This is a genomic window from Pectobacterium araliae, from assembly GCF_037076465.1.
Lineage (GTDB): Bacteria > Pseudomonadota > Gammaproteobacteria > Enterobacterales > Enterobacteriaceae > Pectobacterium > Pectobacterium araliae.
Genome location: NZ_AP028908.1, coordinates 992,691 through 1,010,685 on the forward strand (window position 1 = coordinate 992,691; position 17,995 = coordinate 1,010,685).

Annotated in this window: 8 protein-coding genes and 3 tRNA genes; 6 read left to right on the forward strand and 5 right to left on the reverse strand. The window is 53.7% G+C overall.

Annotation, left to right across the window (positions count from 1 at the left end; translation table 11 throughout):
* Positions 1 to 58: 58 nt before the first annotated feature.
* From recC to recD, 4 genes are all read left to right on the forward strand, one after another.
* Positions 59 to 3,457 (forward strand): exodeoxyribonuclease V subunit gamma, encoded by a 3,399-nt coding sequence (gene recC, locus AACH44_RS04520; protein WP_261848246.1) that lies wholly within the window; start codon positions 59 to 61, stop codon positions 3,455 to 3,457.
* Positions 3,458 to 3,553: 96 nt separating this feature from the next.
* Entirely contained in the window at positions 3,554 to 6,490 is a 2,937-nt protein-coding gene (ptrA, locus tag AACH44_RS04525) for a pitrilysin (protein ID WP_261848247.1), read from the forward strand.
* Positions 6,487 to 10,068 carry an exodeoxyribonuclease V subunit beta gene (gene recB / locus AACH44_RS04530; RefSeq protein ID WP_261848248.1) on the forward strand — a complete coding sequence of 1,194 codons (3,582 nt, stop codon included), beginning with the start codon at positions 6,487 to 6,489 and terminating at the stop codon, positions 10,066 to 10,068. Before ptrA ends, recB begins: the two co-directional genes overlap by 4 nt.
* Positions 10,065 to 11,924: an exodeoxyribonuclease V subunit alpha gene (gene recD, locus AACH44_RS04535; RefSeq protein ID WP_261848249.1), complete on the forward strand. Its 1,860-nt coding sequence runs from the start codon at positions 10,065 to 10,067 to the stop codon at positions 11,922 to 11,924. Before recB ends, recD begins: the two co-directional genes overlap by 4 nt.
* A 13-nt stretch (positions 11,925 to 11,937) precedes the next feature.
* Here the strand turns inward: recD and AACH44_RS04540 are convergent, their stop codons facing one another.
* Complete coding sequence (locus tag AACH44_RS04540; protein WP_425606629.1) at positions 11,938 to 12,960, reverse strand: LacI family DNA-binding transcriptional regulator; 1,023 nt, start codon at positions 12,958 to 12,960, stop codon at positions 11,938 to 11,940.
* Positions 12,961 to 13,284: 324 nt separating this feature from the next.
* Between AACH44_RS04540 and AACH44_RS04545 the strand changes: the two genes are divergently transcribed.
* Positions 13,285 to 14,481 (forward strand): L-talarate/galactarate dehydratase, encoded by a 1,197-nt coding sequence (locus AACH44_RS04545; protein WP_261848250.1) that lies wholly within the window; start codon positions 13,285 to 13,287, stop codon positions 14,479 to 14,481.
* 63 nt (positions 14,482 to 14,544) lie between these two features.
* On the opposite strand, the gene argA is transcribed toward AACH44_RS04545, so the two are convergent.
* Positions 14,545 to 15,870 (reverse strand): amino-acid N-acetyltransferase, encoded by a 1,326-nt coding sequence (gene argA / locus AACH44_RS04550; RefSeq protein WP_261848251.1) that lies wholly within the window; start codon positions 15,868 to 15,870, stop codon positions 14,545 to 14,547.
* A gap of 276 nt (positions 15,871 to 16,146) precedes the next feature.
* Here argA and amiC point away from each other — a divergent pair, with 276 nt between their 5' ends.
* Complete coding sequence (gene amiC / locus AACH44_RS04555) at positions 16,147 to 17,391, forward strand: N-acetylmuramoyl-L-alanine amidase AmiC (protein ID WP_261848252.1); 1,245 nt, start codon at positions 16,147 to 16,149, stop codon at positions 17,389 to 17,391.
* Positions 17,392 to 17,537: 146 nt separating this feature from the next.
* On the opposite strand, the gene AACH44_RS04560 is transcribed toward amiC, so the two are convergent.
* From AACH44_RS04560 to AACH44_RS04570, 3 genes are all read right to left on the reverse strand, one after another.
* Positions 17,538 to 17,614 (reverse strand) — tRNA-Met (locus AACH44_RS04560).
* Between the two features lie 47 nt (positions 17,615 to 17,661).
* Positions 17,662 to 17,738: transfer RNA gene (locus AACH44_RS04565), tRNA-Met, on the reverse strand.
* Positions 17,739 to 17,786: 48 nt separating this feature from the next.
* Positions 17,787 to 17,863, reverse strand: a tRNA-Met gene (locus AACH44_RS04570).
* Positions 17,864 to 17,995 lie beyond the last annotated feature (132 nt).

Here is a 17,995-nt window from a genome sequence, read left to right on the forward strand (position 1 = left end):
CGGCGTGTGTGAGTAAACGATGAATGATCAACGGTAAACAGCGGCAGCAGGAGCCAGAATGTTTAGAATCTATCACTCCAATCAGTTGGATATCTTGAAAGAACTGATGGTTGAGCTGATAAAACGTCAGCCGCTTGCGGACCCCTTCCAGCAGGAAGTGATTTTGGTGCAAAGCCCCGGGATGGCGCAGTGGCTGCAAATTGAACTGGCTGGGGATTTTGGTATTGCTGCCAACATCCAATTCCCGTTGCCCGGCGTTTTCTTGTGGAATATGTGTCGCTATGTGCTGTCAGATATTCCAAAAGAAAGTGCCTTCAGCAAGGATGCGATGACGTGGAAGCTCATGCATTTGCTGCCTGATTTACTGGCACAGCCTGATTTTGCGGCGCTTAACCACTATTTGCAGGATGATGATAACCAGCGAAAGCTGCATCAACTGGCCGGGCGCGTGGCGGATCTTTTTGACCAATACTTGATTTATCGCCCCGAGTGGATCAAAGCATGGCAAGAGGGGAAACAGGTTGACGATCTCGGTGGTAACCAGCTGTGGCAGTCGGCGCTGTGGCGTGCGCTGGTGGATTACACGCGAGAACTGGCGCAACCTGAATGGCACCATGCGATTCTGTATCAACGCTTTATCAAGGCGTTAGAGCAGGCAAACGTGTGTCCGAAAGGCTTGCCGCCACGGGTTTTTATCTGCGGTATTTCAGCGCTTCCCCCTATCTATTTACAGGCGTTGAATGCGCTAGCGCAGCACATTGATGTGCACCTGCTGTTTACCAACCCTTGCCGCCATTATTGGAGTGACATTCAGGATTATAAATTTTTGGCGAAGCTAAAGGCCCGCAATCGTCGCCTACATCGTTTTGACGGTGAGCAGACTGATGAAACCCGCTCGCTCTTTCGCGATCCCTCACAGGCAGACATGCTGTTCAATGACGACGGTAAACAATCAATTAATAACCCGTTGCTGGCATCGTGGGGCAAACTGGGGCGAGATAATCTTTATCTGCTGGCTGAGCTGGATAACGTGCAGGAGATCGATGCCTTTGTTGAGTCGGATGGCAAAAATCTGCTGCAAACCTTGCAGCGCGATATTCTTGAGCTGGAAGACCACGCACTGGTGGCCGTTAGCCACGAAACACAAAATACCAGCACGCAAAAGCGTCGATTGGCACTCGACGATCGTTCGGTTGATTTTCACGCCTGCCATAGCCCGCAGCGCGAGGTAGAAGTGCTTCACGATCGGCTATTGGCCATGATGGCGGACGATCCTGAACTGATGCCGCGCGACGTCATTGTGATGATGGCGGATATCGACAGCTATACACCATTTATTCAGGCGGTGTTTGGTAATGCGCCGGACAACCGCTATCTGCCTTTTGCCATCTCCGATCAGCGTGCGCGACATGCGCATCCCGCATTGCAGGCGGTAATCAGCCTGCTGGATTTACCCACCAGCCGTTTTACGGCAGAACAGGTTTTGGCATTGCTTGAAGTGCCTGCTCTGGCTGCGCGTTTCGGTATTCAGGAAGAAGGGTTACGTCGTCTGCGCCTGTGGGTGGTGGAATCAGGTGTGCGTTGGGGATTGGATGACGACAACGTGCGCGATCTGATGCTACCGCCAACAGGTCAGCATACGTGGCGTTTTGGCCTGACGAGAATGCTGTTGGGCTATGCGATGGACAGTCAGGTCGGTGATTGGCAGGGAGTACTGCCTTACGATGAGTCTAGCGGTCTGATTGCGGAGCTGGCTGGTCAACTGGCCGAGTTGCTGATGCAGATCCATCAATGGCGCCAGCGCCTGTCTCAATCGCGTGTGCTTGTCGATTGGCTACCGCTCTGTAGAGAGCTGATCGAAACCTTCTTTGATACTGATAGCGAGACCGAAGCGGCGCTGGCATTGGTTGAAAAGCAGTGGCAGTACGTGATTAGCATGGGCACGGTGGCGCGTTATCCGCAGTTGGTGCCGATTTCCCGACTGCGTGATGAACTGTCGCGGCGTCTCGATCAGGAGCGACTTAGCCAGCGCTTTTTAGCTGGATCTATCAATTTCTGTACGCTGATGCCTATGCGCTCTATTCCGTTTAAGGTCGTGTGTTTACTGGGCATGAATGATGGCGTCTATCCACGGACGCTGCCGCCGCTTGGGTTCGATCTAATGGGGAGAAAAATCAAACGCGGTGACCGTAGCCGACGTGACGACGATCGCTATCTGTTTCTTGAAGCGCTCCTGTCGGCGCAGCACAAACTTTATATCAGCTATATCGGGCGATCGATTCAGGATAATACGCGCCGCTATCCTTCCGTATTGGTCAGCGAACTGACGGAATATATTGCACAAAGTTACGTCCTGCCGGGTGATGAAGCGCTGGATATCGATAGCAGCGCAGAGCGTGTCGTGAAGCATCTTTGCCGTGAGCATAGCCGGATGCCTTTTGATGCGGATAACTTCCTGTCAGCACCGCAGCCGTTGAGTTTTGCGGCAGAATGGTTGGCGGCGGCGAACCGAAAAGGGGAAGCTCAGCCGGACTTTGATCGTGAAACGCTCTCCGAAAGAGTGAATGATTGCAGTATCAGTCTGGATGATTTGAAGCGTTTTTATCGCCACCCCGTGCGAGCTTTTTTCCAACTACGGCTTGGTGTGAGTTTTATGCTGCACAGTGACGAACTGTTGGACGAAGAGCCCTTCGTGGTTGATAGCCTCAACCGTTATCAATTGAATAGCGAGTTGCTTAATACCTTGATTAAGGAAGGTGATACGGAAAAACTGTATCGTCGAGCCAGAGCCGCGGGCGAACTACCTTATGGGGCATTCGGTGAAATTTACTGGCAGGAGCAACAGCAGGATATGGCGCAGCTAGCCGCGCGCGTGCGTGATGAGTTAACGCCAGCGCTGCCGGTGAGTCAGGAAGTGGACATTATCCTTGACGGTGTGCGCGTCAGCGGTTGGCTGAATCAGGTACAGCCGGATGGTTTGCTGCGCTGGCGTCCGGGCACACTTTCCATGAAAGATGGCATTACGTTGTGGCTGGAACATCTGGCCTACTGTGCTGCGGGCGGGCAGGGCGAAAGTCGGCTGTATGGGCGGGAAGACACCGCATGGTGCTTTGCTGCCTTATCGGAAACGCAGGCCAGAGAACAGCTGGCCGTGATGGTGGATGGATATCGTCAGGGCATGAGCAAGCCGCTATTACTGCTCAATAAAGCAGGGAGTGCGTGGTTAGCTGAATGTTATGATCGTGAAAGCGATAGTCTGCGGTTGGATGTGGAGGCGCAGAACAAGGCGCGTACCCGCTTGCTGCAAGCCTGGCAGGGCAATATGGGAATGCGGGGCGAAGGCGAGGATTATTACCTGCAACGTATTGTTCGTGAGTTGGATGAAAAGCGAATGAATGAGGTGATTGAAGCGGCGAAAATCTGGCTACTGCCACCGTTCCGCTTTAATCTGGCTTGATGGGCTTGTTTTGGATGATGCCCGAATAGATTTCTAGGTGCGAGAAGGTAACGCACTGCAACGTGAAAAGTGATGGATATGAAGTTGGAGAATTGCATGCGTAAACAGTGGATCTGGATTACCGGATGGTTTCTTTTATTCACATTCTGGCTTCCGGCGAGTTGGGCTGAAACGGGTTGGCAGCCGCTGGCTCAGACCATTCGAAAAAGCGAAAAAGATCCGCGACAATATCAGGCGATCAAACTGGATAACGGCATGACGGTTCTGTTGGTTTCCGATCCACAAGCACCCAAATCGTTGGCATCACTGGCGCTGCCTATTGGTTCGCTGGACGATCCCAATAACCAACTGGGATTAGCGCATTACCTCGAACATATGGTGCTGATGGGATCGAAACGTTACCCGGAACCGGAGGCGCTGTCCGAGTTTTTGAAAAAGCATGGCGGCAGCCACAACGCTAGCACGGCCTCTTACCGTACGGCATTTTATCTGGAAGTGGAAAACGATGCGCTGCGGCCTGCTGTGGATCGGATGGCTGATGCGATTGCGGAACCGTTGCTTGATCCGGTGAATGCCGATCGCGAGCGTAATGCGGTCAATGCGGAATTGACGATGGCGCGTTCGCGTGACGGTCACCGCATAGCACAAGTCGGGGCGGAAACCTTAAATCCGGCGCACCCGAGCGCCCGTTTTTCGGGGGGGAATCTTGAAACCCTGAGCGATAAACCTGACAGTAAACTGCATGATGAGTTGGTGAAGTTCTACCAGAAATACTACTCAGCTAATCTGATGAAGGGGGTTATTTACAGCAATCAGCCTCTGCCTGAATTGGCGAAACTGGCAGTCGACACCTTCGGGCGTATTGACAATCACAATGCTAGCGTTCCAGCGGTTACCGTTCCGGTGACGACGGAAAAGCAGCGTGGCGTAATGATTCACTATGTTCCTGCTCAACCGAGAAAACAGCTGCGCATTGAGTTTCGCGTCAGCGATATTAGCCAGGAATTCCGTAGCAAGACGGATACCTATATCAGCTATCTGCTTGGTAACCGCAGCCAAAATACGCTCTCTGACTGGCTGCAAAAAGAAGGGCTGGTTGAGTCTATCGGCGCAGGTTCTTCACAGGTAATCGACCGTAACGGCGGCATGTTTGCGATTTCGGTCTCGCTGACCGATAAAGGTCTGGCACAGCGTGACGAGGTGATTGCAGCCATATTCCGTTATCTGCAACAAATCCGTACCGAGGGAATTCAGCAGCGCTATTTTGATGAGATCGCGCATGTTCTGGATTTGGATTTCCGCTATCCGTCCATCAGTCGGGATATGGATTACATCGAATGGCTGGTTGATACCATGCTGCGCGTGCCGGTTGAGCATACGCTGGATGCGCAGTATGTGGCGGATCGTTACGATCCGAAGGCGATCGCCGCACGGCTGGATGAGATGACACCGCAGAATGCGCGTATTTGGGTTATCAGCCCGAATGAGCCGCATAATAAAGTGGCCTATTTTGTCGATGCGCCGTACGAGATGGATAAAATCCCGTCTGCGACCTTTGCCAAATGGAAAACGCTGGGGCAGAAAATGTCGCTGTCGTTGCCGACGATCAACCCTTACATCCCAGATGATTTCTCCCTGATCAACGCGGATAAGGCGATGACTAAACCGACGCTCCTGTTGAATCAACCAGGGCTGCGCGTGCTGTACATGCCAAGTCACTATTTTGCCGATGAGCCGAAAGCGGAAATCACGCTGTTCCTGCGTAATCAGGAAGCGCGTAGTACCGCGCGTAATCAGGTGCTGTTTGCGTTAAACGATTATCTGGCAGGTCTGGCGCTGGATGAACTCAGCTATCAGGCATCGATTGGCGGCATCAGTTTCTCTACCCGTAGCAATGATGGTCTGGTGATTAGCGCAGATGGCTATACCCAGCATTTGCCACGGTTGCTACTGACGTTGGCAGATGGTTATGCCTCCTTCACCTCAACGGAAGCACAGCTGGAGCAGGCTAAATCCTGGTATTTGCAGCAGTTGGATGCGGTAGAGAAATCAAAAGCCTTTGAGCAGGCGATACAGCCGATTCAGGCGGTATCCCAACTGCCTTACTTCGAGCGCGGTGAACGCCGTAAGCTGCTGAAGGATATCCGCTTACAGGACGTGGTTAACTACCGCAACGATCTGCTGCAAAGAGCCACGCCGGAAATGCTGGTTGTCGGCAATCTGGCTCCAGAGCGGGTCACCGAGCTAGCGAACACGCTGAAAGCACATCTGAAGGCTAATGGTGAAAATCTGTCACGCAGCGGCGATGTTAAAGTCAGTAAGCCACAGCTTGCTAACCTACAGCGCCCAGGTAGCAGCACAGATTCTGCGTTAGCGGCGGTATATGTACCGACGGGTTATTCGGAAACGGAAAGCATGGCCTATAGCTCGGTGCTGGGGCAGATTGTTCAGCCTTGGTTCTATAGCCAACTGAGAACGGAAGAGCAACTGGGCTATGCGGTTTTTGCCTTCCCGACGACGGTTGGTCGACAGATGGGTATTGGCTTCCTGCTGCAAAGCAATAGCAAACAGCCTGCCTATTTGTATCAGCGCTATGAAGATTTTTACCTGAAAGCGCAAAAGCGTCTGCGTGAGATGAGTGAAGAAGAGTTTGCGCAGTATAAGCAAGGCGTGATGAATGAACTGAGTCAGCGCCCGCAAACATTGGGCGAAGAGGCCAGCCGACTGCGTAACGATTTAGATCGCGAAAATTTTGCTTTTGATTCGCGCGAGAAACTGCTCGAACAAATCAAACCGCTGACGGTGGCGCAACTGGCAGATTTTTTCCAGCAGGCGCTGAAGCCTGAGGGGCTGGCGGTGTTGTCGCAGGTTTCCGGTAGCCATCATGGTAAAGCCGACTACGCTGCTCCGAAAGGGTGGCATACCTACGTGGATGCGTCTTCGTTGCAGAAAACATTACCGCGTGAGAAAGCGCCCGCGATGAGCCCTGCGCCAGCCGTATCGGAAGCTATCGGTAAGGTTTCGGCACAATGACAAGCGCCGCGCCACAATCATTAGACGTCATGACGTTGCCGCTCCTGGGGGAGCGGCTGATTGAGGCGTCGGCCGGAACGGGGAAAACCTATACGCTGGCTGCGCTTTACCTGCGCTTGTTGCTAGGGCTGGGCAAGCAAGCCGCGTATCCACGTCCGCTGCTGGTCGAGGAAATTCTGGTTGTGACCTTTACGGAGGCGGCGACCGAAGAGCTGCGTGAGCGCATTCGTGCCAGAATCCATGCGTTGCGCATTGCCTGCCTGCGTAAAAGTGCCCAAGGCGAAGAGGCGGGAAAACATAAGGATACGTCGCTAGCGCAACTGTTGGCGGAGATTGTGGATCATCGAGAGGCAGCCGATGTCTTGCTGGCGGCCGAACGGCAAATGGACGACGCAGCGATCTACACGATCCACGGCTTCTGCCAGCGTATGCTCAGTACCAATGCGTTTGAATCCGGCGTGCTTTTCGAACAGGTGCTGATAGAAGATGAACAGCCGCTGCGCCGTCAGGCCTGCGCCGATTTCTGGCGTCGTTATTGTTATCCACTGCCGGTAGAGGTGGCGCGGATTGTCGGTTTAGAGTGGAAAGGACCGGAAAATCTGCTGGTCGATCTGGCTCCTTATTTGCACGGTGAAGCGCCTGCGTTTCGCTTGCCGCCAGAAGAAAATGAAACGTTGCTGAGTCGACATGAGAATATCGTGGCGACGATCGACGCTTACAAACAACGCTGGCTGGCGTCAGCCGCAGAGCTGGAAGCGCTGATCGTGGCGTCTGGTGTGGATAAGCGCAGTTACAGCAGTAAGCATCTCCCCAATTGGTTACAGAAAGTCACGCTGTGGGCAGAGCAGCTAACGCTGGATTATCAACTGCCGAAAGATCTGGTGAGATTTGCTCAGCAAACGTTAATCGAGAAAACGAAAAAGGGCGAGCCGCCTGTTCATGCCCTCTTTGAGGAGACCGAACGGCTGCTTGCAGCGCCGCTGTCGCTGCGTGATTTAGTCATTGTCCGCGCGCTGTCGGCGATTCGGGATTCAGTGCGAGAGGAGAAACAGCAGCGTGCGGAGCTGGGTTTTGACGATCTGTTGAGCCGTCTGGATATTGCGTTGCAACAGTCGGGTGGGGAGCAGCTTGCTAGCGCCATTCGCGAACGCTATCCGGTGGCGATGATTGATGAGTTTCAGGATACCGACCCCCAACAGTACCGTATTTTCCGTACACTGTATGTCGGGCAACCGCAGTGCGGGCTATTGTTGATCGGTGACCCGAAGCAGGCTATTTATGCGTTTCGCGGTGCGGATATTTTTACTTATATGCACGCGCGTGGCGAAGTGGCTGCGCATTATACGCTGGGCACAAACTGGCGCTCGTCGCACCAGATGGTACGTGGCGTGAATCGCCTGTTTGAACGTCTCGAACATCCTTTTATTTTTCAAAACATCCCTTTCCTGCCGGTTAATCCTGCTGAATCTAAGCGCGATTTGGTGTTTGACGTTGCCGGACAGTCTCAACCTGCTCTGCAATTCTGGCTAACGGGCGCAGAGCCGATTGGCGTGGGAGATTATCAGCAACAGATGGCGCGCCAGTGTGCGGCGCAGATTCGTGACTGGCTGGCCGCCAGCCAGCGTAATGAAGCCTGGTTGATAACTGATGATTCCCGGCGTTTGGTCAAAGCATCTGACATGAGCGTGCTGGTGCGTAGCCGGCGTGAAGCTTCGCTGATTCGCGATGCGCTAAGTCGTTTGTCCATTCCCTCGGTCTACCTGTCCAATCGCGATAGCGTATTTAGCACGCCAGAAGCCAGCGATATCTTGTGGTTGTTGCAGGCGGTGTTGGCACCGGAGCAAGAGCGCACGTTACGCAGCGCCATGGCGACGGCTCTAATGGGGCTGGATGCCGCGCAGGTCGATGCGCTGGGACAAAGTGAATCAGCGTGGGATGCGCTGGTGGATGAGTTTGCAGGCTATCGTGCGCTGTGGCGTCAGCGTGGTGTGTTACCGATGCTGCGAGCGGTGATGAACCAACATCAACTGGCTGAGAACTTGCTGGCAAGTACAGAGGGCGAACGACGGATTACCGATATTCTGCACATCGGTGAATTATTGCAGGATGCCTCGGCAAGGCTTGATAGCGAGCATGCGCTGGTACGCTGGCTATCGCAGCAGGTTGTCCAGCCTAATCCGCAGGCAGAGAGCCAGCAGCTACGTCTGGAAAGCGACCGCCATCTGGTGCAAATCGTGACGATCCACAAATCGAAAGGGTTGGAATACCCGCTAGTGTGGCTGCCTTTCATCAGTAATTTCCGCGTGCAGGATCAGGGCATTTACCACGATCGCGAGAGCTATCAGGCCGTGTTGGATCTGCAAAATAATGAAGAAAGCCAGATGCTGGCGGAAGAGGAGCGGCTGGCGGAAGATTTACGTTTGCTGTATGTCGCACTAACCCGTTCTATCTACCACTGTAGCGTGGGCGTCGCGCCCGTTCAGCGGTCGCGTAAGAAAGATGGTAGCAGCGATATGCACCAGAGCGCGCTGGGCTATTTGCTTCAGCGGGGTAAAGAGGCTGAGGCCGCCACGTTAGTCAGCGAGCTGGAAGGTATGGTGGGGGATGGTGTCGCATTAACACGGCTACAGGCAACGGAAGAACAGCGCTGGCAGCCAGATAGACCAGAATTGGCAGAGCTGCGGGCTCGCCACATTGAACGGCAACTGCGTGACAATTGGCGAGTGACCAGTTATTCAGGGCTTCAGCAACATGGCAGCACAAGCACACAGGATCTGGTGCCACGTTTGGATATTGAAGTGATAGGTGAACGTCAGGAAGCGGGAGAAACCCAACTGACACCGCATACGTTTCCACGTGGCGCGAGTCCGGGAACATTTTTGCATAGCCTGTTTGAAACACTGGATTTCACTCAACCCGTTGAAGATGACTGGCTGGCCGAGCAGTTGCAGCTACAGGGGTTTGAGGCGCACTGGCATCCGGTGTTGAAGGCGTGGATGGATACGCTGTTGCATACGTCGCTTAACGAGCAAGGGATTATGCTCTCAGCGCTGGATAACACAGATAAGCAGGCCGAATTACAGTTCTATATACCGATTGATGCGCCAATACAGGCGGCGCAGCTCGATCGGTTGGCAAAGCATCACGATCCGCTATCCGCGCGCTGTCCGGCACTCTCTTTTCAGCAGGTGAAAGGCATGCTGAAAGGGTTTATCGATCTGGTGTTCCGTTGGGAAGGGCGCTATTACCTGCTGGACTATAAGTCCAACTGGCTCGGCCCTGATGCCAGCGCGTACACCCAAACGGCTATGATGCAGTCGATGGCCGAACACCGCTATGACCTGCAATACCAGCTCTACACGCTGGCTTTGCATCGCTATCTACGTCATCGCATTGCGGATTATGACTATGAGCGCCATTTTGGCGGGGTGTTTTATCTGTTTTTACGCGGCGTCGAAGCGTCTCACCCTGGCAATGGCATCTTTACTTTTCGTCCCTCTGCTGAATTTGTTTTCGGGCTGGATGCGCTCTTTAAGGGAAAGACGCCTGACGATGCTGATACAGGAATGCCCTCATGATTGCGTTACTTGAAACGGCACTGGCACGGCGGTTGCTGCGCTCGCTGGATGTTCAGTTCGCCAGAATGCTGGCGGATGAGACGCAGCCCGATCTGCTGTTGGCTGCCGCCTGCCTGAGTGCGCACTCGGGGGCGGGGCATGTGTGTTTACCGCTGGAGAACTTGCAGGCGCAGATGCTGTTTGACGGCCGTGAGCCCGAACTGGCGCAGCAGTTGCTTGTGGGGACAGGGATAAAAACGGTTGTCGCCTGGCAGCAGCGCTTACTGGCGTCCGATGCCGTCAGCGACGGTAGCAAACCGACGCCGCTGGTGCTGCAAGGCGAAAAGCTGTATTTACAGCGTAGTTGGCAGAGTGAAGGCCGTGTGGCGCAGTTTATTGCCAGCGAGCGCGATACGATCTCCGTCGATGAACCTGCAATTCGGGCGGTTTTGGATCGGCTGTTTCCTGACTCGGACGAAGAGATTAACTGGCAGAAGGTGGCCGCGGCTGTCGCGTTGACGCGCCGCATTGCGGTTATTTCTGGCGGACCAGGGACGGGGAAAACGACGACGGTTGCCAAGCTGTTGGCGGCGCTGATTGAGCTGAATACGGGAGACGCGTTACGTATTCAATTGGCTGCGCCGACCGGAAAGGCGGCAGCACGGCTAACAGAGTCGCTGGGGCTGGCACTGCATCGTCTGGCGGTAGATCCACAACAGCGGGAGGCGTTTCCAAAAGAAGCGACAACACTGCATCGGCTTTTAGGCGCGGTGACGGATAGCCAGCGCTTGCGTCACCATCAGGGAAATCCGCTGCATCTGGATGTGCTGATTGTGGATGAGGCGTCGATGGTCGATCTGCCGATGATGGCGAATGTGATTGCTGCGCTTCCGCCACACGCCAGAATTATCTTTCTGGGCGACCGTGATCAACTGGCGTCCGTCGAGGCGGGAGCAGTATTGGGCGATATCTGCCGTTTTGCCGAGGCTGGCTATAGTCGTGCGCGAGCGCAACAGTTGCAACGCCTGACAGGCTGTACGCTGGATGAAAGTGGTCCTGAAGGGCTGATGACGGTCGGTGACAGTATCTGCCTGTTACGCCGGAGCTACCGTTTCGATCCGCATTCTGGTATCGGGCAACTGGCGCTCGCGGTGAACGGTGGCGATGATGCTCGCGTGCGTGCGGTGCTGAACGGCGAGTTTGCCGATATAACCTGTAGTGCATTAGCCGAGGCTGAAGAGTATCAGGCCATGTTGGCGCAGTGTGTCGAAGGATATCGTGATTATCTACGGCTTATCGCCTCAGGTGCGACACCGGATGTGGTTTTGCTTGCTTTCCAACGTTATCGCCAGCTGTGCGCGTTGCGCGAAGGGCCGTTTGGTGTAGCAGGTCTGAATCAGCGCATCGAGCAGGCTTTGCATCAGGTAGGGCTGATTCAGCGCAGTCGTAATCCGCTTAACCGCTGGTATCCCGGCCGACCGGTCATGATTGAACGCAATGATGCTGCATTAGGTTTGTTCAATGGTGATATCGGTATTGCCATGATGGGGGAAAATGAGGAACTGCGCGTATTTTTCCCCTTGCCGAATGGCGAAACCAAAGACGTTACGCCAAGTCGCCTGCCGCCGCATGACACGGCCTATGCGATGACGGTGCATAAATCGCAGGGATCGGAGTTCGATCATATTGCGCTAGTACTGCCGAACCACTATTTGCCCGTGCTGACGCGAGAGTTGGTGTATACCGCCATCACGCGTGCGCGCCAGCGTTTGTCACTCTATACCGATGTCCGCATTCTCTGTCGGGCGGTGAAAACGCCAACGCAGCGCTATAGCGGCCTGGAAGAGAGAATTAGCGCACTAATGGTGCGTCCTTGATAGCGTTCTAACGTCAGGCGGATTCACGCTCAATCAGCGAAAAACCGATATCCATGATGGGGAAAGGGACGTCTTTCCCCTCAATTTTTTCTGCCAACATGGCTGCTGCGTCGGTGCCGATCTTCCAGCGATCGATCCTGACTGTAGTTATACTCGGTGTGTTGTGGGCGGCGAAATCAAGATCGCCAAATCCCATCACGGCCAGTTTCTTCGGCACCGCTAATCCTCTGGAGGCTGCTTCGATCATTACACCTTGCGCCAGCGTATCGGAACTGCAAATGATGACATCAAAAGTCTCACTATCGGCCAGAAGTTCGCTTAGCCCCTGCCGCCCTAGCGCCAGCGTGGCGGGCCACGGGGCAATAGCTTCACGCACGTAAGTTCCCAGCTGTTTTTGTATCACGTCATAAATGCCTTTCTTACGCAGCCCGGCACGCGCGTCTTCGGTCCAGACAAGGCCAAAGCGCGAATGTCCTTTACCCAGCAAATAGTGTCCAATGGCGTTCCCGATGCTTTCATGGGAAAAACCGACCAGCATATCGAGCGGCGTTGGGGTGAGATCCCAGATTTCGACAACGGGGATCGTGGCGTTGAGCAGGAGACGTTTGAGTTCGGGCGTATGGTGGATGCCAGTGAGGACGATGCCGTCAGGACGACGAGAAAGCAGGGTGGCGACAATCTCTGCCTCGGATTCATTGGTATAGCCAGCGACGCAAAGCAGCATGTGGTAACCGCGTGCGGCTAGCTCATCGCTGATCGCCTGAACGGTATCAACGAACATATTGTTATTGATTTGTGGTACGACGACGGCAATCAGCCTGCTGCGCCGGGAGGCGAGCCCGCCAGCTAACATATTGGGGATATAACCCGTGGCGCGGACCGCTTCCATCACCTTGTTCACAGTTTCCGCGCGAACAATTTTCGGGTTGTTCAACGCACGGCTGACTGTCATGGGCGAAATGCCTGCGGCACGCGCGACATCTTCAAGCGTGGGCGCGCGCGGCGGCATGCTGCTGGCGTTTTTATCGCGTTTCAATCACGGGTTCCCTTCTGAGGCTGCGCGCACATTTACATGTCGCTGGATTATCGTTGATGGCACATCGGTTTACCAGTCGCCTGTGTTTCTACAACCTGCCGAATTGTCTCGTTTTTTCCGGCTGGCTCCGGAACTGGCTAGGCTGTATTTCTGCGGTATACTCTTACCTTTTGTGGTGATTGCGCAATCATTAATTCTGTCTCTCGATGAACGATTTTATCGTGTTAATGATTATTGTGTGATCTGTGTTGCATTTTTTTCTTAGTTTATCGCTATCTTCCTTCTGTTTATGAATGTTAACGCAATCATTTTACGGGGTGAGACATGACCAACAGTGCAAATTCAGCGGCGGTTAGCTATGCAAAAGTCACGAACGTCAGAACGGCTGCCGAGTCGGGCGATCGAATTGAATGGGTAAAACTCTCTCTGGCGTTTTTGCCGCTGGCAACGCCGGTTAGCGATGCGAAAGTATTGACCGGAAGGCAGAAACCGCTGACCGAAGTCGCCATTATTTTTGCCGAAATCCGCAGTCGTGATGGGTTTGAAGGGGTGGGGTTCAGCTACTCCAAGCGGGCGGGTGGACAGGGCATTTATGCCCATGCCAAAGAGATTGCCGATAACCTGCTGGGCGAAGATCCGAACGATATCGATAAGATCTATACCAAGCTGCTGTGGGCTGGTGCATCGGTTGGCCGCAGTGGAATGGCGGTGCAGGCCATTTCTCCGCTCGATATTGCACTGTGGGATATGAAAGCCAAGCGTGCGGGTCTGCCTCTGTCTAAGCTGTTGGGTTCACACCGTGATTCTGTGCAGTGTTACAACACCTCTGGCGGCTTCCTGCATACGCCATTGGATCAGGTATTAAAAAATGTCGTGATCTCCCGTGAAAGCGGTATCGGCGGGATCAAACTGAAAGTCGGGCAGCCGAATACGGCGGAGGATATCCGTCGTCTCACGACGGTGCGCGAAGCATTGGGAGATGACTTCCCGCTGATGGTGGATGCCAATCAGCAGTGGGATCGCGAAACGGCGATTCGGATGGGCAGAAAGATGGAAGCCTTTAACCTGATCTGGATTGAAGAGCCGCTGGATGCCTACGATGTGGAAGGCCACGCGGCGCTGACGGCCGCGCTGGATACGCCGATTGCCACTGGCGAGATGCTGACCAGTTTCCGCGAGCATGAACAGCTTATCCTCGGGAACGCCAGTGATTTTGTTCAGCCGGATGCGCCGCGTGTGGGCGGGATTTCGCCTTTCCTGAAAATTATGGATTTGGCCGCGAAGCACGGTCGTAAATTGGCACCGCATTTTGCGATGGAAGTGCATTTGCATCTGGCGGCGGCCTATCCGATTGAACCCTGGCTGGAACATTTCGAGTGGCTGAATCCACTGTTCAACGAGCAGCTAGAGTTGCGCGATGGGCGCATGTGGGTATCCGATCGTCTGGGGCTAGGGTTTACTCTGAGTGAACAGGCAAGGAAGTGGACAACATTAAGCTGTGAGTTTGGCAAGCAGCCATAAGCGGATGAAAGATTGTGGCCGACTTTACGGTCGGCCACGAGAGGCGCTATTGAATGAAATAATTCAGAGATCCAGTACCAAAATCTTTGAGCGACGCTGGTAGTTGTACAGCGCCTGTTTTTTCTTCGGCAGCATTTCCACTTCAGCGGGTAAAAAGCCGCGTTCCTGGAACCAGTGAATGCTGTGCGTCGTCAGCACGAACAGCTTTTGCAGACCCTGCTGGCGTGCCTGAGCGGCAACGCGCTGTAACAGCATATCGCCGCGTGATGAGCTGCGGTAATCCGGGTGAACCGCGACGCAGGCCATTTCGCCGATGCTTTCTTCCGGGAACGGGTAAAGCGCGGCACAGGCGATGGTCAGGTTATCGCGTGCGACAACGGTGAATTTGTCGATCTCCATTTCCAACTGCTCGCGCGAGCGTCTAACCAGAATACCTTGTTCTTCCAGCGGACGGATCAACTCCAGAATGCCGCCGATGTCATTGATGGTCGCACGGCGAACCTGCTCGGCGCTTTCCATCACGATCTGCGTGCCGATGCCATCGCGCGAGAACAGTTCCTGCAACAGCGCACCGTCGTCCTGATAGCTGATAAGATGGCTGCGACGCACGCCGCTACGGCAGGCTTTGACCGCGCCGCGCAGGAATCGGACTGTACCTGAATGGTAATCGCCAGCCTGTTCCAGTGCATCAATACGCTGCTGCGCATCGTCTGGGAACAGTTCAGAGATGATGCGACCTTCTTCGTTGGTGACGCCCTGTGACGAGCAGAAACCGATCATCTTCTCTGCTTTCAGCTTAATCGCTAACTGGGTCGCGACCTCTTCCGAGGTTAAGTTGAAGCTTTCACCGGTGACGGAAACTGCAACCGGACCGAGCAGCACAATCGCACCGCTATTTAACTGGCGATGAACCGCCTCTTCATCAATGCGACGAATACGGCCACTATGGCAGTAGTCCACACCGTCATCCACGCCAAGCGGCTGCGCGATAATAAAATTACCGCTGACGACGTTAATATGGGCACCTTGCAGCGGCGTGTTGTTCAGGCTCATCGACAGCCGAGCGGTGATATCCAGTTGCAGCATACCCGCGGCTTGTTTGACCAGCTCCAGCGTGGCGCTGTCGGTGATACGGGTATTTTTATGGTAGTGGGGCTCGTAGTGGTGTGTTGTCAGGTTGGCATCGATCTGGGGACGGGCGCCATAAACCACCACCAGCTTGATTCCCAGACTGTGTAGCAGCCCGATATCATTTACGATGCTAGAGAAGTTGGCATGTTCAATGGCTTCGCCACCTAACATGATGACAAACGTTTTGCCCCGGTGGGCATTGATATAGGGAACTGAATGGCGGAAGCCCTGAACCAGTTCTGTACTCCGTTCCTTCACTGCGAACCCTCTTTGCATTTTTATTCGTAATTTCTGTATTTTTATTCTTTATTTCATAAAAGGCAAGAGGAAGTATTCACCAGAAAAGTCAGGTTATACTTCAAATTTATGATATCCGCCTGTTATAAGGTTTGCAGATGATTTTTGCATGACAGAGTGGAGCAGATTCGTTAAAGTTTTTGACAATTTTTACCTTTATTCATTTTTTAATGGCCTATCCAGTGCATTGGCAACACAACAACGCAGGATAGCGCACAGCAATCAGATCGGAGTGGCATGTCTCATTCGAATCATCATTTGACTCGACGGCGTCTATTACAAACCGCAGCAGCAACCTGGCTGTTAAGCGTAAGTGGTGTAGGGATAGCGGCGACGGCACAGGTCGTTGCCGTGCGCGTCTGGCCGTCCTCCGCCTATACCCGCGTCACGCTGGAATCCAATCACCTGCTGAAATATAAACAGTTTAGTCTGAGTAATCCCGAACGTATCGTAGTGGACATCGAAAATGTTCATCTGAATAGCGTACTGAAGGAGATAGCCAGCCAATTTACGTCAGATAACGATCCGCTGATTAAAGAAGCGCGTATCGGTCAGTTTGATAAAACCACGGTGCGCTTGGTGTTGGAACTCAAACAGCAGGCGACGACCAAGGTCTTTACGCTGGGGCCGGTGGCCGAATTCAAGCACCGGCTGGTATTGGATTTGTATCCTGCGGCAGGGCGCTACGATAACGAAGACGATCCGCTGCTGGCGCTGTTGGAAGATTATAACAAAGGCGAACTGGAGCGCACGCTGCCAGCAGAAGCGCCGAAAGCCGGAAAAGCGGGGCGCGATCGCCCGCTGATTATTATGCTCGATCCCGGTCACGGCGGTGAAGATCCCGGCGCGATTGGCAAAAATAAAACGCGCGAGAAAGACATCGTGCTACAAATTGCCCGTCGCCTGCGCAAGTTAATCGATAATGAATCCAACATGAAAGCGTATATGACGCGCAATGAAGATGTGTTCATTCCGCTACGTGTGCGCGTGGCAAAAGCGCGCAAGCAACGTGCCGATCTGTTCATTTCAATTCATGCGGATGCGTTTACCAATCGAGCGGCAAGAGGATCGTCGGTTTTTGCGCTCTCGAAGAAAGGGGCAACCAGTACCGCGGCCAGATTTCTGGCAGAAACCCAGAACGAATCGGATTTGATCGGTGGCGTAAGCATGAGCGGCGATCGCTATTTAGATCACACTATGTTCGATCTGGTACAGACCGTGACGATTGGTGATAGTCTGAAGTTTGGTAAAGAGATCCTGACCCGGCTGGGTAGGGTGAATCGTCTGCATAAAAACAGCGTCGATCAGGCCGGATTTGCGGTACTGAAAGCGCCGGATATTCCGTCCGTTTTGGTTGAGACGGCATTTATCAGCAATCTGGAAGAAGAACGCAAGCTACGTACCAGCCAGTTCCAGCAGCAGATTGCGGAATCCATTTTTGCAGGGATTAAAGCCTACTTTGCCAGCCAGGCTGAGCGGTAGTTGATGCTGCACGGTGACCGCGTCTTGCTGGCGCGGTTCAGAAGGAATCACTAGGTCTGGGGCGTGGTGTCGGCATGGCAGAGATAATAGCTGACGCAGAAAACAAAAAAGCACCCGTTAAGGTGCTTTAGCGTTTAGGTCTTAGTTGGTTGCGGGGGCCGGATTTGAACCGACGACCTTCGGGTTATGAGCCCGACGAGCTACCAGGCTGCTCCACCCCGCGTCCGTATGACTTATCTTCACTGCTTTTGATGGACGACTCACATCAATTGGTTGCGGGGGCCGGATTTGAACCGACGACCTTCGGGTTATGAGCCCGACGAGCTACCAGGCTGCTCCACCCCGCGTCCGTACTGACTTATCTTCACTATTTTTGATGGACGACTCACATCAATTGGTTGCGGGGGCCGGATTTGAACCGACGACCTTCGGGTTATGAGCCCGACGAGCTACCAGGCTGCTCCACCCCGCGTCCGTGGATGCGCACTATACTCTCCATGAACATTGATGCAACCTATTTCTGTAAAAAGCGCGGCATTTGGCTATTAGGTGATTGATTTACCACCTAATGGGTCGTTTTGTGAGCGTAATAAGTCATTTACAG